18 protein-coding genes and 1 pseudogene are annotated in these 25,978 nt (G+C 61.6%); 13 read left to right on the plus strand and 6 right to left on the minus strand.

The features are described from left to right. Nucleotides 1–53 precede the first annotated feature (53 nt). The 4 genes from hslU to argS all read right to left on the minus strand — a co-directional run bounded on the left by hslU (nt 54) and on the right by argS (nt 4,716). Nucleotides 54–1,391: an ATP-dependent protease ATPase subunit HslU gene (gene hslU / locus AB4O12_RS23535; protein ID WP_041477561.1), complete on the minus strand. Its 1,338-nt coding sequence runs from the start codon at nt 1,389–1,391 to the stop codon at nt 54–56. 55 nt (nt 1,392–1,446) lie between these two features. Beyond that, nucleotides 1,447–1,977 (minus strand): ATP-dependent protease subunit HslV, encoded by a 531-nt coding sequence (hslV, locus tag AB4O12_RS23540; protein WP_007968352.1) that lies wholly within the window; start codon nt 1,975–1,977, stop codon nt 1,447–1,449. Nucleotides 1,978–2,267: 290 nt separating this feature from the next. Next, nucleotides 2,268–2,978 carry an SPOR domain-containing protein gene (locus AB4O12_RS23545; protein ID WP_076565226.1) on the minus strand — a complete coding sequence of 237 codons (711 nt, stop codon included), beginning with the start codon at nt 2,976–2,978 and terminating at the stop codon, nt 2,268–2,270. A 1-nt stretch (nt 2,979) separates the two neighbouring features. Further along, nucleotides 2,980–4,716 carry an arginine--tRNA ligase gene (gene argS / locus AB4O12_RS23550; RefSeq protein ID WP_041477563.1) on the minus strand — a complete coding sequence of 579 codons (1,737 nt, stop codon included), beginning with the start codon at nt 4,714–4,716 and terminating at the stop codon, nt 2,980–2,982. Between argS and AB4O12_RS23555 the strand changes: the two genes are divergently transcribed. Further along, nucleotides 4,715–4,837 carry a hypothetical protein gene (locus AB4O12_RS23555; protein WP_256674698.1) on the plus strand — a complete coding sequence of 41 codons (123 nt, stop codon included), beginning with the start codon at nt 4,715–4,717 and terminating at the stop codon, nt 4,835–4,837. The two genes, argS and AB4O12_RS23555, sit on opposite strands and share 2 nt — an antisense overlap. A 90-nt stretch (nt 4,838–4,927) precedes the next feature. On the opposite strand, the gene AB4O12_RS23560 is transcribed toward AB4O12_RS23555, so the two are convergent. Next, complete coding sequence (locus AB4O12_RS23560) at nt 4,928–7,147, minus strand: primosomal protein N' (RefSeq protein WP_041477564.1); 2,220 nt, start codon at nt 7,145–7,147, stop codon at nt 4,928–4,930. A 284-nt stretch (nt 7,148–7,431) separates the two neighbouring features. Between AB4O12_RS23560 and rpmE the strand changes: the two genes are divergently transcribed. The 3 genes from rpmE to AB4O12_RS23575 all read left to right on the plus strand — a co-directional run bounded on the left by rpmE (nt 7,432) and on the right by AB4O12_RS23575 (nt 9,930). Then, nucleotides 7,432–7,653 (plus strand): 50S ribosomal protein L31, encoded by a 222-nt coding sequence (gene rpmE, locus AB4O12_RS23565; protein WP_041477565.1) that lies wholly within the window; start codon nt 7,432–7,434, stop codon nt 7,651–7,653. A 41-nt stretch (nt 7,654–7,694) separates the two neighbouring features. Further along, nucleotides 7,695–8,477, plus strand: a complete 783-nt coding sequence (locus AB4O12_RS23570) for a thermonuclease family protein (protein ID WP_460062501.1) — start codon at nt 7,695–7,697, stop codon at nt 8,475–8,477. A gap of 184 nt (nt 8,478–8,661) precedes the next feature. Continuing rightward, complete coding sequence (locus AB4O12_RS23575) at nt 8,662–9,930, plus strand: malic enzyme-like NAD(P)-binding protein (protein WP_016772053.1); 1,269 nt, start codon at nt 8,662–8,664, stop codon at nt 9,928–9,930. 321 nt (nt 9,931–10,251) lie between these two features. Here AB4O12_RS23575 and AB4O12_RS23580 read toward each other — a convergent pair whose 3' ends face one another. After that, nucleotides 10,252–12,696, minus strand: a complete 2,445-nt coding sequence (locus tag AB4O12_RS23580; protein ID WP_374046344.1) for a penicillin-binding protein 1A — start codon at nt 12,694–12,696, stop codon at nt 10,252–10,254. Between the two features lie 219 nt (nt 12,697–12,915). Here AB4O12_RS23580 and AB4O12_RS23585 point away from each other — a divergent pair, with 219 nt between their 5' ends. The 9 genes and pseudogenes from AB4O12_RS23585 to gltB all read left to right on the plus strand — a co-directional run bounded on the left by AB4O12_RS23585 (nt 12,916) and on the right by gltB (nt 25,949). Then, a complete protein-coding gene (locus AB4O12_RS23585; protein WP_150741723.1) occupies nt 12,916–13,980 on the plus strand; it encodes a pilus assembly protein PilM in 1,065 nt (354 codons plus the stop codon). Continuing rightward, nucleotides 13,980–14,546, plus strand: a complete 567-nt coding sequence (locus tag AB4O12_RS23590; protein ID WP_460059797.1) for a PilN domain-containing protein — start codon at nt 13,980–13,982, stop codon at nt 14,544–14,546. Before AB4O12_RS23585 ends, AB4O12_RS23590 begins: the two co-directional genes overlap by 1 nt. After that, a pseudogene (pilO, locus tag AB4O12_RS23595) lies at nt 14,543–15,167 on the plus strand (type 4a pilus biogenesis protein PilO). The gene AB4O12_RS23590 and the pseudogene pilO overlap by 4 nt, the downstream one beginning before the upstream one ends. After that, nucleotides 15,164–15,688: a pilus assembly protein PilP gene (locus AB4O12_RS23600; protein WP_041477571.1), complete on the plus strand. Its 525-nt coding sequence runs from the start codon at nt 15,164–15,166 to the stop codon at nt 15,686–15,688. Before pilO ends, AB4O12_RS23600 begins: the two are co-directional and overlap by 4 nt. A 13-nt stretch (nt 15,689–15,701) precedes the next feature. Then, a complete protein-coding gene (gene pilQ / locus AB4O12_RS23605; protein WP_150638039.1) occupies nt 15,702–17,780 on the plus strand; it encodes a type IV pilus secretin PilQ in 2,079 nt (692 codons plus the stop codon). Between the two features lie 4 nt (nt 17,781–17,784). Next, a complete protein-coding gene (aroK, locus tag AB4O12_RS23610) occupies nt 17,785–18,303 on the plus strand; it encodes a shikimate kinase AroK (protein ID WP_024011270.1) in 519 nt (172 codons plus the stop codon). A gap of 152 nt (nt 18,304–18,455) precedes the next feature. Beyond that, the gene (aroB, locus tag AB4O12_RS23615) at nt 18,456–19,556 is read left to right on the plus strand and encodes a 3-dehydroquinate synthase (protein WP_460059798.1); all 1,101 of its coding nucleotides are present in this window, start codon (nt 18,456–18,458) and stop codon (nt 19,554–19,556) included. A 10-nt stretch (nt 19,557–19,566) separates the two neighbouring features. Further along, nucleotides 19,567–21,153 (plus strand): AAA family ATPase, encoded by a 1,587-nt coding sequence (locus tag AB4O12_RS23620; protein ID WP_041477574.1) that lies wholly within the window; start codon nt 19,567–19,569, stop codon nt 21,151–21,153. A 350-nt stretch (nt 21,154–21,503) separates the two neighbouring features. Then, entirely contained in the window at nt 21,504–25,949 is a 4,446-nt protein-coding gene (gltB, locus tag AB4O12_RS23625; protein ID WP_252887194.1) for a glutamate synthase large subunit, read from the plus strand. Nucleotides 25,950–25,978: the final 29 nt, after the last annotated feature.

Consider the following 25,978-nt stretch of genomic DNA (forward strand, 5'->3'; position numbering starts at 1 on the left):
CTCTTCGCGAGCAGGCTCGCTCCCACAGGGTCCGCTACCGCTGTAAGTATGGCTTACAGGATATAACGGGACAGATCTTCGTTCTGCGCCAATTCGCCGAGGTGGCTGTTGACGTAGTCGGCGTCGATCAGAATCGCCTTGTCATCGTGGGCGCTGGCCAGGTCGCCGGCGCTGAACGACACCTCTTCGAGCAGACGCTCAAGCAGGGTGTGCAGGCGACGGGCACCGATGTTCTCGGTTTTCTCGTTGACCTGCCAGGCGATCTCCGCCAGACGCTTGATGCCCTCGGGCTGGAACTGGATGTTCAGGCCTTCGGTTTTCAGCAGCGCGCAGTATTGCTCGGTGAGCGAGGCGTGCGGTTCGCTGAGGATGCGTTCGAAGTCTTCCGGGCTCAGCGCCTTGAGCTCGACGCGGATCGGCAGACGACCTTGCAGCTCCGGTACCAGATCGCTCGGCTTGCTCAGGTGGAACGCACCGGAAGCGATGAACAGGATGTGGTCAGTCTTGACCATGCCCAGTTTGGTATTGACGGTGCAGCCTTCGATCAGCGGCAGCAGGTCGCGCTGTACGCCTTCGCGGGAGACATCGGCGCCGCCGACATTGCCGCGCTTGGCGACCTTGTCGATTTCGTCGATGAAGACGATACCGTGCTGCTCGACCGCTTCCAGCGCCTTGGCCTTCAGTTCTTCTTCGTTGACCAGACGCCCGGCTTCTTCATCACGCACCAGTTTCAGCGCTTCCTTGACCTTGAGCTTGCGCGACTTCTTCTTGCCCTTGCCCATGTTGGCAAACAGCGATTGCAGCTGGTTGGTCATCTCTTCCATGCCTGGCGGCGTGGCGATCTCGATGCCGGAGACTTCGGCGACTTCGATTTCGATTTCCTTGTCGTCCAGCTGGCCTTCGCGCAGACGCTTGCGGAACAGCTGACGCGTGTTGGAATCGGAACTCTGCGCCTCTTCATTGCTGAAGCCCATGCGTGCCGGCGGCAGCAACGCGTCGAGGATGCGATCCTCGGCGGCGTCTTCGGCCCGGTGACGTACGCGGGTCATTTCCTGTTCGCGGAGCATTTTGATCGCGGCATCGGCCAGATCACGGATGATCGACTCGACGTCACGGCCGACATAACCAACTTCGGTGAATTTGGTCGCTTCGACCTTGATGAACGGCGCATTGGCCAGTTTCGCCAGGCGACGGGCGATCTCGGTTTTACCGACACCGGTCGGGCCGATCATCAGGATGTTCTTCGGGGTCACCTCAACGCGCAGCTCTTCAGGCAGCTGCATGCGGCGCCAGCGGTTGCGCAGGGCAATCGCGACGGCGCGCTTGGCATCGTCCTGGCCGATGATATGGCGGTTGAGTTCGTGGACGATTTCGCGGGGAGTCATGGACATAATAATTGACGGTCCTCAAGCAGAAACAAGCCGTGGCACAGGGGCCGCAACAGGCTTACTCAGCGAGATCCTGCTCCTCAATGGTCTGGGTGTGGTTGGTGAATACACAGATGTCGCCGGCGATGCCGAGAGCGGTTTCGACGATCTCGCGCGCCGACAGGTCGGTCTTTTTCAGCAGGGCGCTGGCGGCGGCTTGCGCGTAGGCGCCGCCGGAACCCATGGCGATCAGGCCATCTTCGGGTTCGACCACGTCACCGTTGCCGGTGATGATCAGCGAGGCGTCCTTGTTGGCGACCGCGAGCATCGCTTCGAGGCGGCTCAGGGAGCGGTCGGTGCGCCATTCCTTGGCGAGTTCGACGGCGGCGCGGATCAGGTGACCCTGATGTTTTTCGAGCTGGCCTTCGAAACGTTCGAACAGGGTGAAGGCGTCGGCGGTGGCACCGGCGAAACCGGCGATGACCTGGCCGTGGTACAGGCGACGGACCTTTTTGGCGTTGCCTTTCATCACGGTGTTGCCGAGAGAAACCTGGCCGTCGCCGCCCATGACGACTTTGCCGTGGCGGCGGACTGAAACGATGGTGGTCAAGGGAAGAGTCTCCACGCAGCGGGGCGAAAATGCCTTATGCCCATTCATATGGGGGTGCTGGAGGGGATTTCAACCGGTTGGGGCGATGGGAGACGAATGGTGTGTGTGATGACTGTGGCGAGGGGATTTATCCCCGTTCGGCTGCGGAGCAGTCGCGAAACCATCATTTGCGGTATGCCTGCTGCACCGCAATGGCTGGTTTCAGGGCTGCTCCGCAGCCAAACGGGGATAAATCCCCTCACCACAAAGTTTGAAGGTCACCTGCAAGTTGCAGCTGACCTCTGAGAACCTTAGCGGCTCTGGCGTTGTTGTAACAACAGGTTGCTGAAGCCGGCGCCAGCCAGTTGTTTCTGCGCCGTGGTCAGTTGTTCACGGTTGCTGAACGGGCCGACCAGCACGCGATACCAGGTTTCATCCTTGACCGTGCCGGACTCCACCGACACGGCCTGGCCGAGCAGAATGATCTGCGCGCGAACCTTGTCGGCATCGGTTTCCTTGCGGAACGAACCGGCCTGGAGGAAAAACTTGGTCACTGGCGCGGCCTTGCTCACCGGTGGCGCTGGCGGCGGCGTGATCCCCGCCAGAGCTGCCTGTGCCCGTGCGGTGTCGATCTTCGCCGCTTCGGCCGGGGTTACCGGCGTGGTCGGGACGGCCGGCACTTGCGGCGTCGGCAGGGTCTTTTCCGGCACCGCGTCCGGCGGCACGATCACTTCCGATTCCGGCAGCAGGGTGTAGAAGTCGTACTTCGGTTTCACCGGTTGCGTCGGGCTCGGCGGGGTCTTGTTGGCCTCGGCGATCTTCGACGCTTTCTGCTGCTGTTCGACCTTCTCGCGCTTGACCGTGTCGCTGCCCTTGCCCGGTTCCAGTTTCATCAGAAACACGATGAACGCGCCGACGGTCAGGCCGATGGCCATCCACAGCCAGCCCGGAATCGGTTGTTTCGCCGGGGCCTGATAGCGGCTGGCGCCGCGTTTGGGTGCAGGTTTTTTCTTGGCAGCCAACTTACATACGCTCCAGAGTTTCCAGACCCAACAGCTCCAGGCCTTGCTTGAGGGTGCGACCGGTCAGTGCGGCCAGACGCAGACGGCTCTGCATCTGCGCCGGGGTGTCGGCGGCGAGGATCGGGCAGTTCTCGTAGAAGCTGGAGAACAGGCCGGCGACGTCGTACAGGTAGGTGCAGAGAATGTGCGGCGTGCCTTTTTCAGCCACGTTGTTCAGCACTTCGCCGAACTGCGCCAGCTTCGCCGCCAGCTCCTGCTCGTGCGCCGCTTCGAGGACGATCTGGCCGTCGACTTCGCTGAAGTCCTTGCCCAGTTTGCGGAACACACCGGCCACGCGGGTGTAGGCGTACAGCAGATACGGCGCGGTGTTGCCTTCGAAGTTGAGCATCAGGTCGAAGTTGAAGCTGTAGTCGCTGGTGCGATGCTTGGACAGGTCGGCGTATTTCACCGCGCCGATACCGACGACCTTGGCGATGTTGCGCAATTCGTCTTCGGCCAGGGTCGGGTTCTTCTCTTTCACCAGGTTGTAGGCACGTTCCTGGGCTTCGGTGAGCAGGTCGATCAGCTTCACGGTGCCGCCATCACGGGTCTTGAACGGACGGCCATCGGCGCCGTTCATGGTGCCGAAACCCATGTGTTCCATTTCCATCGGATGGGTGACGAAACCGGCCTTGCGCGCCACCGCGAAGACCTGCTGGAAGTGCAGGGCCTGACGTTGGTCGACGAAATACAACGCGCGATCAGCCTTGAGCTTGCCGCTACGGTAGCGCACGGCCGCCAGGTCAGTGGTGGCGTACAGGTAACCGCCATCGGCCTTGACGATGATCACCGGCAGCGGGTCGCCATCGGCGTTCTTGAACTCGTCGAGGAACACGCACTGGGCGCCGTTGCTCTCGACCAGCATGCCCGCTGCTTTCAGGTCGTTGACCACATTGATCAGGTCGTCGTTGTAGGCACTTTCGCCCATGACGTCGGCCATGGTCAGTTTGACGTTGAGCAGTTCGTAGATCTTCTGGCAGTGCGACAGCGAGATGTCCTTGAACTTGGTCCACAGTGCCAGGCATTCGGCATCGCCAGCCTGCAACTTGACCACCAGGCCACGGGCGCGATCGGCGAATTCTTCGGACTCGTCGAAACGCTGCTTGGCCGCACGGTAGAAGTTTTCCAGATCGGACAATTCGTCGCTGGTGATCGGGTTTTCCTGCAGGTACGCCATCAACATGCCGAACTGGGTGCCCCAGTCGCCGACGTGGTTCTGGCGGATCACTTCGTCGCCGAGGAACTCAAGCACGCGGGCCACGCCGTCGCCGATGATGGTCGAGCGCAAGTGGCCGACGTGCATCTCTTTGGCCAGGTTCGGCGCCGACAGATCGACCACGGTGCGCTGCGCCGGGCCGGCCTTGCGCACGCCGACATGGGCGTCGGCCAGTGCGGCGTCGAGGCGCGAGGCCAGGGCCTGGGTGTTCTGGAAGAAATTGATGAAGCCCGGGCCGGCGATTTCGGCCTTGGTGACGTTCTCGTCAGCGGGCAGTGCGGCGATGATTTTCTCCGCCAGATCCCGTGGCTTCATGCCGGCCGGCTTGGCCAGCATCATGGCGATGTTGCTGGCGAAGTCGCCGTGGGTCTTGTCGCGGGCGTTCTCCACCTGGATCGCCGGCGTCAGGCCTTCAGGCAACACACCTTCGTTGACGAGTTGGGTGAGGGCTTGCTGGATCAGCTGGCGAATGGTGTCTTTCATGGTCTTCTCTTTCGACCGCAAGCGCGGCGGGCGCATCGATGCGCGGGTGGAAAAACTGGGCATTATCCGTTGCGAAGACGGGCTTGCCAACCTTAGCAGGCAGCTTATGGATTTGTGGTGACAATTCGACCGTTATCGCTGGCAAGCCAGCTCCCACAAGAGCGGCGCAGTCCCTGTGGGAGCTGGCTTGCCAGCGATAGCAATCGATCAATCAGTACAAGTCGACGGGATCAACATCCAGCGACCAGCGCACTGCCCGCCCACTCGGCATCTGCTCCAGCACCAGCATCCAGCTCGCCAGCAACCGGTGCAACGGTGCCCGCGCGGTCGCCTGTAACAACAGCTGGGCGCGATAACGCCCGGCACGGCGCTCCATCGGTGCCGGCACCGGCCCGAGCAATTCGATGCCGCTCAGATTCAATTCGGCCAGCAAGCGTTCGGCCGCGCTGCACGCTTCATCGAGAAAGCCTTCCGCCTGCCCCGGCTTGTGCGCTTCGGCACGCAACAGCGCCAGATGGGCGAACGGCGGCAACCCCGCGGCGCGGCGCTCGCTCAAGGCTTGTTCGGCAAAGGCGAAATATCCTTGCTCGGTCAGTTGCACCAATAAAGGGTGGTCGGCCAAATGCGTCTGGATGATCACCCTGCCCGGCTCCTCAGCCCGCCCGGCGCGCCCAGCGACCTGGACGATCAGTTGCGCCATGCGCTCGCTGGCGCGGAAGTCGCCGGAGAACAGGCCGCCGTCGGCATCGAGAATCGACACCAGCGTCACCCGTGGGAAATGGTGCCCTTTGGCCAACATCTGCGTGCCGACCAGAATGCACGGCTGGCCTTTCTGGATTGTCGCGAACAGCTGATTCATCGCGTCCTTTCGCGAGGTGCTGTCGCGATCGACGCGCAGTACCGGGTAATCCGGGAATAGAATCGCCAGGCGTTCTTCGGCGCGTTCGGTGCCGGCGCCGACGGGGCGCAGATCGACCTTGCTGCACTTCGGACACTGGCGCGGCGTGCGCTCGACGTTGCCGCAATGGTGGCAACGCAATTCGCCGTAACGTTGATGCACGGTCATGCGCGCATCGCAGCGCGAGCACTCGGACATCCAGCCGCAATCGTGGCAGAGCAGGGTCGGGGCAAAGCCGCGACGATTGAGGAACACCAGCACCTGCTGGCCGTTGGCGAGGGTCTGGCCGATGGCTTGCTGCATCGGTCCGGAAATACCGCTGTCGAGCGGACGGCTTTTCACGTCCAGCCGCAGGAAGCGCGGTTGCTTGGCGCCGCCGGCGCGCTCGTTCAGGCGCAACAGGCCATAGCGACCGGTGTAAGCGTTATGCAGACTTTCCAGCGACGGCGTGGCGGAGCCGAGCACGATCGGGATGTTTTCCTGCCGCGCGCGTACCAGTGCCAGATCGCGAGCGTGGTAGCGCAGACCTTCCTGCTGTTTATAGGAGCCGTCGTGCTCTTCATCGATGATGATCAGCCCGGGATTTTTCATTGGCGTGAACAGCGCCGAGCGGGTGCCGATAATAATGTCGGCCTCGCCATCACGGGCGGCGAGCCACGCGTCGAGGCGTTCGCGATCATTCACTGCCGAATGCAGCAGGGCGATGCGCGCATTGAAACGCTGTTCGAAACGCGCCAGGGTCTGCGGGCCGAGGTTGATTTCCGGGATCAGCACCAGTGCCTGTTTGCCGGCTTCGAGGGTTTCGCGGATCAGTTGCAGATAGACTTCGGTCTTGCCGCTGCCGGTGACGCCGGCCAGGAGAAACGCGTGATAACTGTCGAAACCGGCGCGAATCGCTTCATACGCCGCGCGTTGTTCGCTGTTGAGCGGCAGCTCCGGTTGTGCCAGCCAGTGTTCATGGCGGACGCCGGGGGCGTGGCGGCGGATTTCGACTTGCACCAGTCCCTTGGCCAGCAGCAGATCGAGGCTGTCCTTGCTCAGCATCAGTTTGCTCAACAACTGATGGGCGACGCCGTGGGGGTGCTGGGCCAGCGTGGTCAGCGCCTCGCGCTGGCGTGGCGCACGGGCCACTCGCGGGTCATCGACGCTGGCGCCGGGGGCCACCGACCAGAAGCGTTCCTGGCGGGCTTCGGCCAACTCGCCCTGACGCAGCAGCACTGGCAAGGCCCAGTTCAAGGTGTCGCCGAGGCTGTGCTGATAATACTGCGCCGTCCACAGGCACAGCTTGAACAGCGCCGGCGGCAGCGGTGAAGTCGAGTCGAGGAGGGCCAGTGCCGGTTTGAGTTTTTCTGCCGGCACCTCGCTGGTGTCGGTGACCTCGACCAGAATCCCGATCATCTCGCGCCGACCGAACGGCACCCGCAAGCGCATGCCCGGCTGCAATTGCTCGCGCCGCACCCCGGCCGGCGCCCGGTAATCGAACAGGCGGCGCAAAGGCGAAGGCAGGGCAAGGCGCAGAATGGCGTCGGGCACGCGGGGGGATCTCGATACGCAAAATGATCGGATATGCATGACCTGTGGGAGCGAGCCTGCTCGCGAAGGCGGTGGGTCAGGCAACACATGTGTCGACTGCCATGGCGCCTTCGCGAGCAGGCTCGCTCCCACAGGGAAGTGCGTTCAAGGCCGGGAGCCTAGCAGACGGTCGGTCTCGGTGACAGCTTGCGCGATTGAAAAGGTCTGGTAGAATCCGCGGCCTAATTACGTGCGGTATTCAACAATAGTGTTGGGTGGCGGCACGCTAGCCTGAGGAAGACACCATGAAAGCCGATATCCATCCGAACTACCCGGAAATTGCTGTTACCTGCAGCTGCGGTAACAAGTTCGAAACTCGTTCGACCTACGGCAAAGCCCTGGCGATCGACGTTTGCAACGAATGCCACCCGTTCTACACCGGTAAGCAGAAGACTCTGGACACCGGCGGCCGTGTGCAGAAGTTCGCAGACCGTTTCGCTACTTTCGGCGTCGGCAAAAAAGCCTGAGGCTGATCATTTTGGATGGTCGTTTCGACTTCTCCAGACTGATGAAAAAGGCGTCCCTTGCGGGCGCCTTTTTTGTGTCTGCGATTTGGCTGTCCGCCGCCCAGGCGTTCTGCCCGACACCCGCAGGGCTGGCCAGCGTCTCCGTGCAGCGGGTGGTCGATGGCGACACCCTGCGCCTGAGCGACGGGCGCAATGTGCGCATGATCGGCCTCAATACGCCGGAACTGGGCAAGCAGGGCCGCAGCGACGAACCCTTCGCCGTGGCGGCGCGTAAACGCCTGCAAGCGCTGGTGGATGAGAGCGGCGGCCGGGTCGGCTTGCGGCCCGGCAAGCAGGCGAAAGACCATTACGGCCGTACGCTCGCGCATGTTTACAGCGCCAGCGGAGTGAATCTCGAAGCGCAAATGCTTGCCGATGGCTTGGGTTTTCACGTTGCGGTCGCGCCGAATGTCGACCTGGTCGCCTGCCAGCAGGCCGCCGAACGCAGCGCTCGACAGGCCGGGGTTGGTCTCTGGCGGCAATCGCCGGTGCGGAAAGCGCAGGAGATCCAGCGTTCAGGCTTTGCCGTAGTCAGCGGTCGGGTGAGCAAGGTGCAGCGCAATCGCGGCGGAATCTGGATCGAGTTGCAGGACAGGGTTGTATTGCGGGTTGCACCCAATCTGCTCGGACGATTTGACAGTGCTGGTCTGGAAGCACTGAAAGGCAGGCGGATCGAGGCGCGTGGCTGGGTCGTTGACCGATCCCGGCGCGGTGGATTGCAAAAAGGTCAGGCGCGCTGGGTGCTGCCGTTGACCGATCCTTCGATGCTGCACGTACCGCGCTGAAGAAAAATTGTAGACATTTTTCCGGTTGATTGTGAACAGTCCAGCCCTTGTGCGCCGTGGCTCTTGGCCCAAAGTCGTAGGGCAGGGCGCTTGACAGCGGTGACTGCCCAGTCTTGTGGGGACTTTGCGAGGCGCGTATCCTCGCTGACCAGTCTGTCCAACAGTAAAAAAGCGGAATGCCAAAATGTCTGATCTGAAAACTGCCGCTCTCGAATACCACGCCAATCCTCGTCCGGGGAAGCTGAGTGTCGAGCTCACCAAGGCCACTGCTACCGCCCGCGACCTGTCGCTGGCCTACAGCCCCGGCGTAGCCGAACCAGTGCGCGAGATCGCTCGCGATCCTGAACTGGCCTACAAATACACCGGCAAGGGCAACCTGGTGGCAGTCATTTCCGATGGCACCGCGATTCTCGGCCTGGGCAACCTCGGCCCACTGGCTTCCAAGCCTGTGATGGAAGGCAAGGGCGTGCTGTTCAAGCGCTTCGCCGGCATCGACGTATTCGACATCGAAGTCGACTCGGAAAGCCCGCAAGCCTTCATCGACACCGTCAAGCGCATCTCCATCACCTTCGGTGGCATCAACCTGGAAGACATCAAGGCGCCAGAGTGCTTTGAGATCGAGCGCGCTCTGATCGAGCAGTGCGACATTCCGGTGTTCCACGATGACCAGCATGGCACCGCAATCGTGACCGCTGCCGGCATGATCAACGCCCTGGAAATCGCTGGCAAAACCCTGCCGGAAGCAAAAATCGTCTGCCTCGGCGCCGGCGCTGCCGCCATCTCCTGCATGAAACTGCTGGTGAGCATGGGCGCTCGCATCGAAAACATCTTCATGGTTGACCGTACCGGCGTGATCCACTCCGGCCGTGACGACCTGAACCAGTACAAAGCCGTGTTCGCCCACGCTACCGAGAAGCGCACCCTGGCAGACGCACTGGCAGGCGCTGACGTATTCGTCGGTCTGTCCGGTCCGAACCTGCTGAGCGCCGAAGGCCTGCTGTCGATGGCGGCCAACCCGATCGTGTTCGCCTGCTCCAACCCGGATCCGGAAATCTCCCCGGAACTGGCGCACGCCACCCGTAGCGATGTGATCATGGCAACCGGCCGTTCGGACTACCCGAATCAGGTCAACAACGTACTGGGCTTCCCGTTCATCTTCCGTGGTGCCCTGGACGTTCGCGCCAAGCGCATCAACGAAGAAATGAAAGTCGCCGCCGCCAACGCCCTCCGCGAACTGGCCAAACTGCCTGTTCCACAGGACGTGTGCGATGCCTACGGCGGTGCTCCGCTGGAATTCGGTCGTGAGTACATCATTCCGAAGCCAATGGACAAGCGCCTGATCACCCTGATCTCCGACGCCGTGGCCAAGGCCGCGATCGAGACCGGCGTGGCCACCCTGCCGTATCCGAAGAACTACCCGCTGAAAAGCGTGGATGACGTGTTCAACGGCTAAGTCGTTGTAGCGTGTCAAACAAAAGCCCCGGCTCGTGAGAGTCGGGGCTTTTTTATGCCTGAAGATCAAGGGCCCCTCACCCTAACCCTCTCCCAGAGGGAGAGGGGACTGATTGGGGGACGCTTGGGAGCTACGCCGACCTGAATGTATGGTTTTGAATCCATAATCGACACCACACTTTCAGGTCGGTGTTTGACCCCAGACAACTCGGTAAGTCCCCTCTCCCTCTGGGAGAGGGTTAGGGTGAGGGGCTTTTGATCTTCGGGTAATAAAAAAGCCCCGCACTTCTTACGAAGGCGGGGCCTTTTTGCGGCATCAGGATCAGAACAAATCGATCGGCGCCTGTTCATCCGCCGGCAGCGGGCTGCCTGGCACTGCGCCGTTGCCCAGCTCGTTCACCGATGGCGGCGTGTCTTCGGCCTTGAACAGTTCGAAGTACGCACCCGGTGTGCTCGGTGTTGCTGCACGGCCGCTGACCGGGTCTACCCGCAGGCTGAGCAAGCCTTCTGGCTCAGGCTGTACATGCGGCGGCTTGTCTTTCAGCGCGGCCGACATGTAATTCATCCAGATCGGCAGCGCCACAGTACCGCCGAACTCACGGCGACCGAGGCTTTCCGGTTGGTCGAAACCGGTCCACACCGTGGTTACGTAATCAGCGTTGTAGCCAGAGAACCAGGCATCTTTCGATTCGTTGGTGGTACCGGTCTTGCCGGCGATGTCACTGCGGCCCATGGCCAGTGCGCGCCGGCCGGTGCCAAGTTTGATTACGTCCTGCAGCATGCTGTTGAGGATGTAGGTGGTGCGTCCATCGACAATCCGCTCGGCCACGGCCGGCGCTTGTGGCACTGCCGGATTGGCCGATGCTTCACCGGCAATCGGAGCGGCATTGACCGTGAACGACTCGGTAGCCGGCGCAGCGATACCGTCGGTCGCCGCGCCACCCTGTGGCACGGTCGGCGGGTTGGCGACGAACAAAGTGTCACCGTTACGGCTTTCGATCTTGTCGATGATATACGGAGTGATCTTGTAGCCACCGTTGGCAAAGGTGCTCCAGCCAGTGGCGATTTCCATCGGCGTCAGCGTTGCGGTGCCGAGTGCCAGCGACAGGTTCGGCGGCAGGTCCTGCTTGTTGAAGCCGAAGCGAGTGATGTAATCGATGGTCTTGCCCACGCCCATGGCCTGCAGCAGGCGGATCGACACCAGGTTGCGCGACTTGTACAGCGCTTCACGCAGGCGGATCGGGCCGAGGAAGGTGTTGGTGTCGTTCTTCGGTCGCCAGACCTTGTCCAGGTACTCGTCGACGAACACGATCGGCGCATCGTTGACCAGGCTTGCTGCGGTGTAGCCATTATCCAGCGCGGCACTGTAGACGAACGGCTTGAAGCTCGAACCAGGCTGACGCTTGGCCTGCATCGCGCGGTTGTAGTTGCTCTGCTCGAAAGCGAAGCCACCCACCAGCGAGCGGATCGCGCCGTTCTGCGGATCCAGCGACACCAGTGCGCCCTGAGCCTGCGGAATCTGACTGAATTTCAGCGAATTGTCGGTCTGGCGCTGTACGCGAATCAGATCACCGACCTGCGCGACATCCGACGGCTGGCGCGGGTTGGCGCCCATGCTGTTGGTGTTGAGGAACGGTCGCGCCCATTTCATCGTGTCCCAGGCTACGTGCTCTTCACCGGTGCGGGTCAACACCTGCAGGCCGGTTTTATCGACCTGGGTGACGATCGCAGGTTCGAGGCTGCTGATGGTGCGCTGCTTGGTCAGCTCGCTGGCCCAGGCTTCGCGGGTCTTGCCCGGCAAGCGCGACTCGGGACCACGGTAGCCATGGCGCTGGTCGTAGGTCATCAAGCCTTCGTGCAGCGCGGTGTTGGCCATTTCCTGCAGATTGCTCGGCACCGTGGTGGTGACGCGGAAGCCTTCGGTGTAGGCCTCGCTGCCATAACGACCGACCATTTCGGCGCGGGCCATTTCGGCGATATACGGTGCGTTCACTTCCGGGGTCGGCACGTGATAGCTGGCGTTCAGTGGCTCGTTGATCGCGGCGGTGTAGTCGGCTTCGCTGATCTTGCCCAGCTTGTACATGCGCCCGAGGATCCAGTCGCGGCGTTCTTTGCTGCGCGCCGGGTTGGCCAGCGGGTTGAAGCGAGACGGAGCTTTTGGCAGACCGGCGATCATCGCCATCTGCGCCAGGCTGATGTCACGGATCGATTTGCCGTAATACACCTGCGCCGCCGCCTCGATGCCGTAGGCGCGGTTGCCCAGGTAGATCTTGTTGACGTACAGCTCAAGAATCTCGTCCTTGGTCAGTTGTCGTTCGATCTGCAGGGCCAGAAGAATTTCGGTGGTTTTGCGCGAGAAGCTGCGCTCGCTGGTGAGGAAGAAGTTCTTCGCCACCTGCATGGTGATGGTGCTGCCGCCGGACTGAATATGTCCGCTCTTGACCAGTTGCGTCGCCGCGCGCATCAGGCTGCTCGGGTCGACGCCATAGTGGTTGGCGAAATTGTCGTCTTCAGCACTTAGTAACGCATTGATGAAGTTGGGCGGAATGTCGGCGAAACGAATCGGTGTACGGCGCATTTCGCCAAATTCTGCGATCAACTTGTTGTCGCTGCTGTAGACGCGCAGAGGAATCTGCAACTGAATGCTTCTCAGCGCCTCCACAGACGGCAAACCCGGACTAAGGTAAAGAAAGGCGCCGCTGAGACCTAAGAGCAGTCCGCAGAAAACGGCGACGATGGACCAACCGAAAAATTTCAGCAGACGAATCAAGGCTTTTGGACATCCAGGGCAAAGAATGAATTTGGCACGGGGCTGCGGTTACACACAGAGCCATCCGCGCTGGCAGTAAAAAGCGGAAAAAATCGCTGGGCATTATAAGCACTTTTCCGTCGGGGGCGTCATTGGCGCTTCTGTCAAGACGGGGGTGAAGGAACGCAATGCGTATTACAGAGTCCGTAACTCACGGAAAGTCATAGGGAATTGGTAGTGCTGGGACTCTTCAATAAAAAGACCAATGCGTTACTGGGGATCGACATCAGCTCCACGTCGGTGAAGCTGCTGGAACTGAGCCGTCAGGGCGAGCGCTACCGGGTCGAGGCCTATGCGGTGGAGCCGTTGCCGGCGAACGCCGTGGTCGAAAAGAACATCGCCGACCTCGAAGGCGTCGGCCAGGCGCTGAGCCGGTTGCTGGTGAAAGCGCGAACCGGGGTCAAGAGCGTGGCGGTGGCAGTGGCCGGTTCTGCGGTGATCACCAAGGTCATCGAGATGGACGCCGGGCTGTCCGACGACGAACTGGAAAACCAGCTCAAGATCGAGGCCGACCAATACATTCCCTATCCGCTGGACGAAGTCGCCATCGATTTTGAAGTCCAGGGCGTCTCGCCGCGCAACCCGGATCGGGTCAACGTGCTGCTTGCCGCCTGTCGCAAGGAAAACGTCGAGGTACGTGAAGCGGCGCTGGCGCTCGCCGGCCTGACCCCGCGGGTGGTGGACGTCGAGGCCTACGCCCTCGAGCGCTCGTTCGGTCTGCTGGCGACGCATCTGGCGGCCTCCCAGGAGCGCCTGACCGTGGCGGTGGTCGACATCGGTGCGACCATGACCACTCTCAGCGTCCTGCACAACGGCAAGATCATCTATACCCGAGAGCAATTGTTCGGCGGACGCCAGCTCACCGAAGAGATCCAGCGCCGCTACGGCCTCACGGTCGAACAGGCGGGCCTGGCGAAAAAACAGGGCGGGCTGCCTGACGATTACGTCAGCGAGGTCTTGCAGCCATTTCGCGAGGCGCTGGTGCAGCAAGTCTCGCGTTCGCTGCAGTTCTTCTTCGCCTCCGGGCAGTACAACGCGGTCGACCATATCCTGTTGGCCGGCGGCACCGCCTCGGTGCCCGGCCTGGACCGTCTGATCGAACAGCGGCTGGACACGCCGACGCAGGTCGCCAACCCATTCGCCGACATGGCCTTGGGCAGCAAGGTCAACGCAGGAGCGCTGGCCAGCGACGCGCCAGCCTTGATGATTGCCTGCGGGCTCGCGCTCAGGAGTTTCGACTGATGGCGCGGATCAACCTTCTCCCCTGGCGCGAGGAACGCCGCGAAGAACGGCGCAAACGCTTTCTGCTGGTACTTATCGGCGTGCTGGCCGGCTCGATCGGCGCGGTGCTGATTGCCGACCAGATCATCACCACAGCGATCGAGCGGCAGATGGCGCGCAACGATTACATCGGCAAACAGATTGCCGTGGTCGACGAACGCATCAAACAGATCAGCGAACTCAAGGCGCGCCGCCAGCAACTGGTCGAGCGCATGCGCATCATCCAGGACCTGCAGGGCAATCGGCAGATCAGCGGGCGGGTCTTCGACCAACTGGCGCGTACCCTGCCGGACGGCGTGTATTTCACCGATGTGAAAATGGCCGGCAAGACCCTGTCCATCAGTGGCGCGGCGGAGTCGAACAACCGGGTCTCCGAGCTGATGCGCAATCTCGACGCGTCCGACTGGTTCGACGCGCCAAGCCTGAATGAGGTCAAGGCCACCAGCGCCGATCAGGTCGAACAGGCCAACGTCTTCCAGCTGACCGTTCGTCAGACCCAGCCCAAGGTTGTGGAGGACGAGCAATGAACGCCTCCGAATGGCTGCAAAGCCTGCGCAATATCGATTTCAACGACCTCGACACCAGCAACATCGGCTCCCTGGCCCCCGGCGGTAAAAACCCTGTGCGGTGCGCTGGTGATGGTGTTGATCCTCGCGCTTGGCTATTACTTCTTTATCAGCGATATGGAAAATCAGCTCGACCTCAAGCGCGAAGAGGAAACCACCCTCAAGGAACAATTCGCCAGCAAGGCGCGGCTGTCGGCGAACCTTGAGCTGTATACCCAGCAAATGAAGGAAATGGAAAACACCTTTGGCGTGTTGCTGCGGCAATTGCCCAGCGACACCGAAGTGCCGGGACTGCTCGAAGACATCACCCGCACCGGTCTGGGCAGCGGCCTGGAATTCGAGGAAATCAAGCTGCTGCCGGAAGTGACCCAGCCGTTCTACATCGAACTGCCGATCCAGATCACCGTGACCGGTGCCTATCACGACCTCGCGACCTTCGTCAGCGGCGTCGCCGGGCTGCCACGAATTGTCACTCTGCACGATTTCGAGCTGGCGCCAGCCAATCCCGAGGGCGGGACGAAGCTGCGCATGAGCATTCTTGCCAAGACGTACCGCTATAACGACAAGGGGCTGGAGAAATGACCCCGATTCGTTATCTCGTCCTGCCCATGATGCTGGCGTTAAGCGGCTGCGGTGGCGGCGATGACTTCAGCGACCTCGACGCGTACCTCAACGAAGTGCGCCTGCGTCCGGCGGGCAGGATTGAACCAACGCCGACATTCCGGTCTTACCCCACATTCACATACAGCGCCGCCAACCTGCGCAGTCCGTTTTCGCGGCAGGCGCGGGTCGATCTGGCCGGGCAGAAACACGGTTCGCGCAACGTCAAACCCGACCCCAATCGGGTCAAGCAATACCTTGAAGGGTTCAATATCGAGCAGTTCGAAATGGTCGGCACGATCGCCAATGCCTCGGGCTCGTTTGCGCTGTTGCGCGGCGCAGGCGGGGTGCATCGCCTGAAAGTCGGCGACTACCTGGGCCGCAACGACGGCCGCATCGTCGCCATCAGTCCTACCCAGGTCGATGTCGTCGAGATCGTGCCCGACGGCGCCGGCGCCTGGCTGGAGCGGCCGCGCACCATTCCTTTGAAAGAGCACTCATAGTGGAAGTCGAATAATGAACAGGATTTTCTCCACCCTCGGTTTTTCGCTATGGATAGCGCTGGTGTCACCGATGGTAATGGCGGCCAGTCTGAAAGCGCTGGATGTCGCCGCGCTGCCGGGTGACCGCGTCGAACTGAAGCTGTCGTTCGACGGCCCGCCACCGCAGCCCAAGGGCTACACAACCGAGTCACCGGCACGCATTGCACTGGATCTGCCGGGCGTGACCAGCCAGCTGACCAACAAGAATCTTGATCTGGGCAGCGGCAACGCGCGCACGGCCACGGTGGCCGAAGCCAAGGATCGCACGCGGCTGATTGTCAGCCTGACGCAGTTGGCGCCTTACAGCACGCGGGTCGAGGGCAATAATCTGTTTGTGGTGGTCGGTCAGGGCGCTTCCGCGACTGCGCCGCGCCCGGCCGTCGCTGCACCGCGTGCCGCCACGGCCGCCGCAGCACCGGCCAGACCGGCCGCGCAACGCAGCAGGGCGATTCGCGGCGTCGATTTCCAGCGCGGCACCGAGGGCGAGGGCAATGTGGTCATCGATCTCTCTGATCCGACCATCGCCCCGGATATCCAGGAGCACGACGGCAAGATCATCCTCAGCTTCGCCCGTACGCAACTGCCGGAAAAACTGCGCGTGCGCCTCGACGTCAAGGACTTCGCCACCCCGGTGCAGTTCGTCAACGCAGCGCTCACCGGCGATCGTACGGTGATCAGTGTCGAGCCCAGCGGCACCTTCGACTATTCCACATTCCAGACCGACAACAAGCTCACCGTGAGCGTTCGTCCGATGAGCATCGACGACCTGCAAAAGCGCAACGCCGACCGTCAGGCCTATGTCGGCGACAAGCTCTCGCTGAATTTTCAGGACATCGACGTGCGCTCGGTGCTGCAACTGATCGCGGACTTCACCAATCTCAACCTGGTGGCGAGCGACACGGTGCAGGGCGGCATCACGTTGCGCCTGCAAAACGTGCCGTGGGATCAGGCACTGGATCTGGTGCTGAAAACCAAGGGGCTGGACAAGCGCAAGATCGGCAACGTGCTGCTGGTCGCGCCGGCCGATGAAATTGCCGCTCGCGAGCGTCAGGAACTGGAATCGCAGAAGCAGATCGCCGAGCTGGCGCCCCTGCGTCGTGAGCTGCTGCAAGTCAATTACGCCAAGGCAGCGGACATTGCCAAGCTGTTCCAGTCGGTGACCAGTGCCGAGGCCAAGGTCGACGAGCGCGGTTCGATTACCGTCGATGAGCGAACCAACAACATCATTGCCTACCAGACCCAGGATCGCCTCGACGAACTCCGGCGGATCGTCGCGCAGCTGGATATTCCGGTACGCCAGGTGATGATCGAGGCGCGCATCGTTGAGGCCAACGTCGATTATGACAAGAGCCTGGGCGTGCGCTGGGGCGGTTCGGTGCAGAACAAGGGCAACTGGAACGCGTCCGGGGTCAATGGCTCCTCGAGCACCATCGGTACGCCGGGCAGCACCGGCACCAACTCGCCGTTCGTCGACATGGGCACGGTCAACAATACCTCGGGGATCGGCATCGCGTTCATCACCGACAACGTGCTGCTGGATCTGGAACTGACGGCGATGGAAAAGACCGGCAACGGTGAAATCGTCTCGCAGCCGAAGGTAGTCACCTCGGACAAGGAAACCGCAAAAATCCTCAAAGGCACCGAGATTCCCTATCAGGAGGCCAGCTCCAGCGGCGCGACCTCGGTGTCGTTCAAGGAGGCTTCGCTGTCACTGGAAGTCACACCGCAGATCACCCCGGACAACCGCATCATCATGGAGGTCAAGGTCACCAAGGATGAGCCCGATTACCTGAACAAAGTGCAGGATGTGCCGCCGATCAAGAAAAACGAGGTCAACGCCAAAGTGCTGGTAAATGACGGCGAGACCATCGTAATCGGCGGCGTTTTTTCAAATACTCAGAGCAAGGTCGTAGATAAGGTGCCATTTCTTGGCGATGTGCCGTATCTTGGCCGCCTTTTCCGGCGTGATGTGGTTTCGGAGAAAAAATCCGAGCTGCTGGTATTTCTCACTCCGCGTATCATGAATAACCAGGCGATTGCTGTGAGTCGTTGATTCTGTGCGAAATTTGATACTTGTAGGACCGATGGGTGCTGGCAAAAGCACCATCGGCCGATTGCTGGCCAAAGAGCTGCGCCTGCCGTTCAAGGATTCCGACAAGGAAATTGAGCTGCGCACGGGTGCCAATATCCCATGGATCTTCGACAAGGAAGGCGAGCCCGGCTTTCGTGACCGTGAGCAGGCGATGATCGCCGAGCTGTGCGCGTTCGATGGCGTGGTGCTGGCGACCGGCGGCGGCGCAGTGATGCGTGATGCCAATCGCAAGGCCCTGCATGAAGGCGGGCGCGTGGTGTATCTGCACGCCTCCGTCGAGCAGCAGGTCGGCCGCACCTCCCGCGACCGCAATCGGCCGCTGCTGCGTACCGCCGATCCGGCGAAAACCCTGCGCGACCTGCTCGAGATCCGTGATCCGCTTTATCGGGAAATTGCCGATCTGGTGGTGGAAACCGACGAGCGGCCGCCACGCATGGTGGTGCTCGACATTCTCGACCGTCTCGCGCAGTTGCCACCCCGTTAAAGCATCGCCCGAAATGCGCTATCCTCGGCGTCCTGTCAGCGCCCGCCGAGGGTGTGGCGGATGCCGGGCGAGCGGCGTCATACCGCTACAGGCCGCAGAACACCAATAATTTCAGGGCAGGATGCCTGCTTCCATCTTCACTGTGGGGACACATGCAGACACTCAAGGTCGATCTAGGCGAGCGCAGCTACCCGATTCATATTGGCGAAGGTCTGTTGGATCAGCCGGAACTGCTGGCGCCGCATATCCACGGGCGGCAGGTGGCAATCATCTCCAACGAAACCGTCGCGCCGCTCTATCTCGAACGTCTGACCCGCAGCCTTGCGCAGTTTTCGGTTATCTCGGTGGTGTTGCCTGACGGCGAAGCCTTCAAGAACTGGGAAACCCTGCAACTGATTTTCGACGGTCTGCTGACCGCCCGTCATGACCGCCGCACCACCGTGATCGCCTTGGGCGGCGGGGTGATCGGCGACATGGCCGGTTTCGCCGCCGCCTGTTATCAGCGCGGTGTCGATTTCATCCAGATTCCGACCACGCTGTTGTCGCAGGTCGATTCCTCGGTCGGCGGCAAGACCGGCATCAACCATCCGCTGGGCAAGAACATGGTCGGCGCGTTCTATCAGCCGAACGTGGTGCTGATCGATACCGCATCGCTGAAAACCCTGCCGCAGCGCGAGCTGTCGGCGGGCCCGGCGGAAGTCATCAAGTACGGCCTGATCTGCGACGAACCATTCCTGACCTGGCTCGAAGAAAACGTCGACGCCCTGCGCGCGCTGGATCAAACCGCGCTGACCTATGCGATCGAGCGTTCCTGCGCGGCCAAGGCTGCGGTGGTCGGCGCCGATGAAAAGGAGACCGGCGTCCGCGCTACGCTCAACCTCGGCCACACCTTCGGCCACGCCATCGAAACCCACATGGGCTATGGTGTCTGGCTGCATGGCGAGGCGGTGGCGGCGGGCACGGTGATGGCGCTGGAAATGTCCGCGCGCCTGGGCTGGATCAGCGAACAGGAGCGTGATCGCGGCATTCGTCTGTTCCAGCGGGCCGGTCTGCCGGTCATTCCGCCTGAAGAGATGAGCGAAGCCGATTTTCTCCAACACATGGCAATTGATAAAAAAGTGATCGACGGTCGTCTGCGCCTGGTGCTGCTGCGCCGGATGGGCGAAGCGGTAGTGACCGACGATTATCCGAAAGAGGTTCTACAGGCCACGCTGGGAGCGGATTACCGCGCCCTGGCTCAGCTTAAAGGTTAAAACGATTCCGATGACTAGTTTGCATGCCGACGAGGCGTTTCTCGGCCATTTCCAGTTAAGTCACGACCCGTTCGCGCCACGGGTGCCGGGCTTCAAATTCTTCCCGGCCCAGCGCAAACCGGTGCTGGGTCAACTGCATCACCTGGCGCGTTACAGCCAGTTGCTGCTGGTGGTCACCGGCCCGCAAGGCAGCGGCAAGACCCTGCTGCGGCAGGCGCTGGTGGCCAGCACCAATAAGCAATCGGTGCAGAGCGTGGTGGTTTCCGCCCGTGGCGCCGGTGATGCGGCCGGCGTGCTGCGCCAGGTGGCGCAGGCGCTGGATGTCGCGCAGGCCGAAGTCGGCGCGATTCTCGAGCAGGTGGTGCAACTGGGTCTGACCGGGCAGGAAGTCTATCTGCTCGTGGACGATGCCGAGCAGCTCGACGAGTCCGCGCTGGAAGCGTTGATGGCGCTCGGCGCCGGCACGCCGGAAGGTCGTCCGCATGTGTTCCTGTTCGGCGAGTCGTCGCTGATCGCTCAGCTTGAGGCGTTGCAGCTCGAAGAAGAGCGTTTCCACGTCATCGAATTGCAGCCGTACACCGAAGAAGAGACCCGCGAATATCTCGACCAGCGGCTAGAAGGCGCGGGCCGGGGTGTCGAACTTTTCACCGCAGATCAGATCTCTGATATTCACGAAAGCTCCGAGGGCTGGCCGGGCAACATCAACCAGGTCGCTCGCGATGCACTGATCGAAGTCATGATTGCCAGCCGCTCCGCGGTCAAGCGTCCAAGTATGGGGTTCAACATGCCGAAGAAACACGTATTGGCGATTTCCGCCGTCGTTGTGGTCGCGGTTGCCGCCGCCTGGCTGATGCCGGGTCGCAGCAAGGCACCGACCACCGGTGCTCCGGCCAACGAACAGGCGCAACTGCCATTGGGTCAGGGCGCAGCGAACGGCGCCAACCCGTCCGTCGAATTCGCCGGCAACACCCAGCCGATGCCGCTGCCATTGGTCGGCAACTCGCAGCCGGTCATGCGTGGCCCGCTGGCCGAGGCCGCCGGTGGCATTACCGAAGGCGACGACGGCGTGCCACTGGAAGGCTCCAGCGATACGCCGCCGACCGTAACCACCTCTGCACCGCCTGCGGGCGTTCCGGCCGGTCCTGCGCCGACACCGGCTCCGACCCCTGCCGCCAAACCGGCACCAACACCGGCACCGACGCAGATCGCCACGGCCAAGCCTGCTCCGGCCACGCCAGCGCCAGCCGCGAAACCGGCCCCCGCTCCGTCCAAGCCTGCCGACAAGCCGGTCACGGTTGCCAAAGCCGCCGGTGGCAGCTGGTACGCCGGTCAGCCGACCAGCAACTATGTCGTGCAGATCCTCGGCACCAGCTCGGAAACCGCTGCGCAGAACTTCGTCAAGGAGCAGGGCGGCGAGTACCGTTATTTCAAGAAAGTCCTCAACGGCAAGCCGCTTTACGTGATCACCTATGGCAACTTTGCCAATCGTGATGCGGCCGTTTCTGCCATCAAGGCCTTGCCAGCGAAGGTTCAGGCTGGTAAACCTTGGCCTCGCACTGTCGCCAGCGTCCAACAGGAACTGGCAACAACTCGCTGAAGATTCGGCGGCCTTACCCAGGCCGCCTCTCCCGGCACCTCAAAATCTCCACGAGTGCGCGCCGCCTGAAAGGGCCGCGTGCCTTGTGGTGTCTGCGTCACAGTAGTCTTTGAGTCGTTGCGGTCAAAATTAAAAAAGTTTTGACTAGCACAGCAGATCGCTTTAAACCTTTCACAAATGCGACATGAATTTGCGACAGTTCGTCGTCAAATTTGTGAGCCTCTGTGTCGCTGTGTACAATGACCACCCTTTTGCCCCCGCTAAGCCGGCGTACGTTCGGCGCGGAACGCAAGTGGTTGAATTGAAAAGAAATTTGCCTCGAGTAGAGGCAGCCTGGTGAGAAAGTGTCTATGAAAGCAGGTCTGTACCAACCAGATGAATTCAAGGATAACTGCGGTTTCGGCCTGATAGCTCATATGCAGGGCGAGCCCAGTCATACCCTTTTGCAAACGGCCATCGAGGCCCTGACCTGCATGACCCACCGCGGTGGGATTAATGCCGACGGCAAGACCGGTGACGGTTGCGGTCTGCTGATTCAAAAACCCGACGCCTTCCTGCGAGCCATTGCCCAGGAGAGCTTCGGTGTCGAAATGCCCAAGCAATATGCAGTGGGCATGGTGTTCTTCAATCAGAATCCGGCCAAGGCCGAAGCCGCTCGCGAGAACATGAACCGCGAGATCCTCGCCGAAGGCCTGCAACTGATCGGCTGGCGCAAAGTGCCGATCGACACCAGCGTCCTCGGCCGCCTGGCCCTTGAGCGTCTGCCGCAGATCGAGCAGGTCTACATCGGCGGCGAAGGCCTGAGCGATCAGGACATGGCGGTGAAGCTGTTCAGCGCCCGTCGCCGTTCGTCGGTGGCCAACGCCGCTGACACCGACCACTACATCTGCAGCTTTTCGCACAAGACCATCATCTATAAAGGCCTGATGATGCCGGCCGACCTGGCCGCGTTCTATCCGGACCTGAGTGACGAGCGCCTGCAAACCGCGATCTGCGTGTTCCACCAGCGCTTCTCCACCAACACCCTGCCGAAATGGCCGCTGGCGCAGCCGTTCCGCTTCCTCGCCCACAACGGCGAAATCAACACCATCACCGGTAACCGCAACTGGGCGCAGGCCCGTCGGACCAAGTTCACCAATGATCTGATGGATCTGGAAGAGCTCGGCCCGCTGGTCAACCGTGTCGGTTCCGACTCCTCGAGCATGGACAACATGCTCGAACTGATGGTCACCGGTGGCATCGACCTGTTCCGTGGCGTGCGGATGATCATTCCGCCTGCGTGGCAGAACGTCGAAACCATGGACCCGGATCTGCGTGCGTTCTACGAGTACAACTCGATGCACATGGAGCCGTGGGACGGCCCGGCCGGCGTAGTAATGACCGACGGTCGCTACGCGGTGTGCCTGCTCGACCGTAACGGTCTGCGTCCGGCGCGCTGGGTCACCACCAAGAATGGTTTCATTACCCTCGCCTCGGAAATCGGCGTGTGGAACTACCAGCCTGAAGACGTGCTCGCCAAGGGTCGCGTCGGCCCGGGCCAGATCTTCGCCGTGGACACCGAAACCGGGCAGATCCTCGATACCGATGCGATCGACAACCGTCTTAAATCCCGTCATCCGTACAAGCAATGGCTGCGCAAGAATGCCCTGCGCATTCAGGCGACCATGGAAGACAACGACCACGGTTCGGCTTTCTACGACGTCGACCAGCTCAAGCAGTACATGAAGATGTATCAGGTCACGTTCGAAGAGCGTGATCAGGTGCTGCGCCCGCTTGGCGAGCAAGGTTACGAAGCCGTGGGCTCGATGGGCGACGACACGCCGATGGCTGTGCTGTCCCAGCGTGTGCGCACGCCGTACGACTATTTCCGTCAGCAGTTCGCGCAGGTGACCAACCCGCCGATCGACCCGCTGCGTGAAGCGATCGTGATGTCGCTGGAAATCTGCCTCGGTGCCGAGCGCAACATTTTCCAGGAGTCGCCGGAACACGCCTCGCGCGTGATCCTCAGCTCGCCAGTGATCTCTCCGGCCAAGTGGCGCTCGCTGATGAACCTCGACCGTCCGGGTTTCGAACGGGCGATCATCGACCTCAACTACGACGAAAGCCTTGGCCTCGAAGCGGCGATCCGCAACGTTGCCGATCAGGCTGAAGAAGCCGTGCGCGCCGGGCGTACCCAGATCGTCCTCAGCGACCGTCATATCGCCCCGGGCAAGCTGCCGATCCACGCTTCGCTGGCGACCGGTGCAGTGCACCACCGTCTGACCGAAAAAGGCCTGCGTTGCGATTCCAACATCCTCGTTGAAACCGCGACCGCCCGTGACCCGCATCACTTCGCCGTGCTGATCGGTTTCGGCGCCTCGGCGGTGTATCCGTTCCTGGCCTACGAAGTGCTGGGCGACCTGATCCGTACCGGTGAAGTCCTGGGCGACCTCTACGAGGTGTTCAAGAACTACCGCAAAGGCATCACTAAAGGCCTGCTCAAGATCCTGTCGAAGATGGGTATCTCGACCATCGCTTCGTATCGTGGTGCGCAGCTGTTTGAGGCCATCGGCCTGTCCGAAGAAGTCTGCGAGCTGAGCTTCCGTGGTGTGCCAAGCCGGATCAAGGGTGCGCGTTTCGTCGACATCGAAGCCGAGCAGAAAGCCCTCGCCGTCGAAGCCTGGAGCCCGCGCAAGCCGATCCAGCAGGGCGGTCTGCTGAAGTTCGTCCACGGTGGCGAATATCACGCGTACAACCCGGACGTGGTCAACACCCTGCAAGCCGCTGTGCAGCAGGGCGACTACGCCAAGTTCAAGGAATACACCTCACTGGTGGACAACCGTCCGGTGTCGATGATTCGCGACCTGTTCAAGGTCAAGACCCTCGACACGCCGCTGGACATCAGTGAAGTCGAGCCGCTGGAGTCGGTGCTCAAGCGATTCGACTCCGCCGGCATCTCGCTGGGCGCACTGTCGCCGGAAGCTCACGAAGCCTTGGCCGAAGCCATGAACCGCCTCGGCGCGCGTTCCAACTCCGGCGAAGGTGGTGAAGATCCGGCGCGTTACGGCACCATCAAGAGCTCGAAAATCAAGCAGGTTGCCACCGGCCGTTTCGGTGTAACCCCGGAATACCTGGTCAACGCCGAAGTGCTGCAGATCAAGGTCGCCCAAGGCGCCAAGCCGGGCGAGGGCGGGCAACTGCCGGGCGGCAAGGTCAACGGGCTGATCGCCAAACTGCGTTACGCAGTGCCGGGCGTGACCCTGATTTCGCCACCGCCGCACCACGATATCTACTCGATCGAAGACTTGTCGCAACTGATCTTTGACCTCAAGCAGGTCAACCCGCAGGCGCTGGTTTCGGTGAAACTCGTAGCTGAAGCGGGCGTCGGCACCATCGCCGCCGGTGTGGCCAAGGCCTATGCCGACCTGATCACCATTTCCGGTTACGACGGCGGTACCGGTGCTTCGCCGCTGACTTCGATCAAATACGCGGGCGCACCTTGGGAACTCGGCCTCGCTGAAACCCACCAGACCCTGCGCGGCAACGACCTGCGCGGCAAAGTCCGGGTGCAGACCGACGGCGGCCTGAAAACCGGCCTCGACGTGATCAAAGCAGCAATCCTCGGCGCCGAGAGCTTCGGCTTCGGTACCGCGCCGATGATCGCACTGGGCTGCAAATACCTGCGCATTTGCCACCTGAACAACTGCGCCACTGGCGTCGCGACGCAGAACGAGAAGCTGCGCAAGGATCACTACATCGGCACCGTCGACATGGTGGTGAATTTCTTCACCTACGTCGCCGAAGAAACCCGTGAGTGGCTGGCCAAGCTTGGTGTGCGCTCCCTCGAAGAGCTGATCGGTCGCACTGATCTGCTGGAAATCCTCGAAGGCCAGACCGCCAAGCAACATCACCTGGACCTGACCCCGCTGCTGGGCAGCGATCACATCCCGGCGGACAAACCGCAGTTCTGCGGCGTCGAGCGCAACCCGCCGTTCGATAAAGGTCTGCTGGCGGAGAAGATGGTCGAGCTGGCCTCGTCGGCGATCAACGACCTCAGCGGTGCCGAGTTCGAGCTGGATATCTGCAACTGCGACCGTTCGATCGGCGCGCGGATCTCCGGCGAAATCGCGCGCAAGCATGGCAACCAGGGGATGGCGAAAGCGCCGATCACCTTCCGCTTCAAGGGCACGGCAGGTCAGAGCTTCGGTGTGTGGAACGCCGGCGGTCTGAACATGTACCTGGAAGGCGACGCCAACGACTACGTCGGCAAAGGCATGACCGGCGGCAAGCTGGTCATCGTGCCGCCGAAGGGCAGCGTCTATAAAACTCAGGAAAGCGCCATCATCGGCAACACCTGCCTGTACGGTGCCACTGGCGGCAAGTTGTTCGCCGCCGGCACCGCAGGCGAGCGTTTCGCCGTGCGTAACTCCGGTGCCCACACCGTCGTGGAAGGCACTGGCGATCACTGCTGCGAGTACATGACCGGTGGTTTCGTCTGCGTGCTGGGCAAGACCGGTTACAACTTCGGTTCTGGCATGACCGGTGGTTTCGCCTACGTGCTCGATCAGGACAACACCTTCGTTGACCGGGTCAATCACGAACTGGTGGAAATCCAGCGGATCAGCGGCGAGGCGATGGAAGCCTATCGCAGCCACCTGCAGAACGTGCTGAACGAGTACGTCGCCGAAACCGACAGCGAGTGGGGTCGTGAACTCGCCGAGAACCTCGACGATTACTTGCGGCGTTTCTGGTTGGTCAAGCCCAAGGCTGCCAGCTTGAAAACCCTGCTTTCCAGCACTCGTGCCAACCCGCAGTGATATGCGCCTGAAGAGTTTGATGAGGTTTT

The sequence above is a fragment of the Pseudomonas sp. S2_A05 genome, assembly GCF_054668485.1.

Excerpts from the sequence above, each read along its gene's own strand:
- AB4O12_RS23570 (WP_460062501.1), top strand. The coding sequence starts at position 7,695 with ATGAAAAAGGCGTCCCTTGCGGGCGCCTTTTTTGTGTCTGCGATTTGG.
- AB4O12_RS23590 (WP_460059797.1), top strand. The coding sequence starts at position 13,980 with ATGGCGCGGATCAACCTTCTCCCCTGGCGCGAGGAACGCCGCGAAGAA.
- AB4O12_RS23600 (WP_041477571.1), top strand. The coding sequence starts at position 15,164 with ATGACCCCGATTCGTTATCTCGTCCTGCCCATGATGCTGGCGTTAAGC.
- pilQ (WP_150638039.1), top strand. The coding sequence starts at position 15,702 with ATGAACAGGATTTTCTCCACCCTCGGTTTTTCGCTATGGATAGCGCTG.
- gltB (WP_252887194.1), top strand. The coding sequence starts at position 21,504 with ATGAAAGCAGGTCTGTACCAACCAGATGAATTCAAGGATAACTGCGGT.
- aroB (WP_460059798.1), top strand. The coding sequence starts at position 18,456 with ATGCAGACACTCAAGGTCGATCTAGGCGAGCGCAGCTACCCGATTCAT.
- hslU (WP_041477561.1), bottom strand. The coding sequence starts at position 1,391 with ATGTCCATGACTCCCCGCGAAATCGTCCACGAACTCAACCGCCATATC.
- argS (WP_041477563.1), bottom strand. The coding sequence starts at position 4,716 with ATGAAAGACACCATTCGCCAGCTGATCCAGCAAGCCCTCACCCAACTC.
- AB4O12_RS23620 (WP_041477574.1), top strand. The coding sequence starts at position 19,567 with ATGACTAGTTTGCATGCCGACGAGGCGTTTCTCGGCCATTTCCAGTTA.
- AB4O12_RS23575 (WP_016772053.1), top strand. The coding sequence starts at position 8,662 with ATGTCTGATCTGAAAACTGCCGCTCTCGAATACCACGCCAATCCTCGT.
- AB4O12_RS23555 (WP_256674698.1), top strand. The coding sequence starts at position 4,715 with ATGGTCTTCTCTTTCGACCGCAAGCGCGGCGGGCGCATCGATGCGCGG.
- rpmE (WP_041477565.1), top strand. The coding sequence starts at position 7,432 with ATGAAAGCCGATATCCATCCGAACTACCCGGAAATTGCTGTTACCTGC.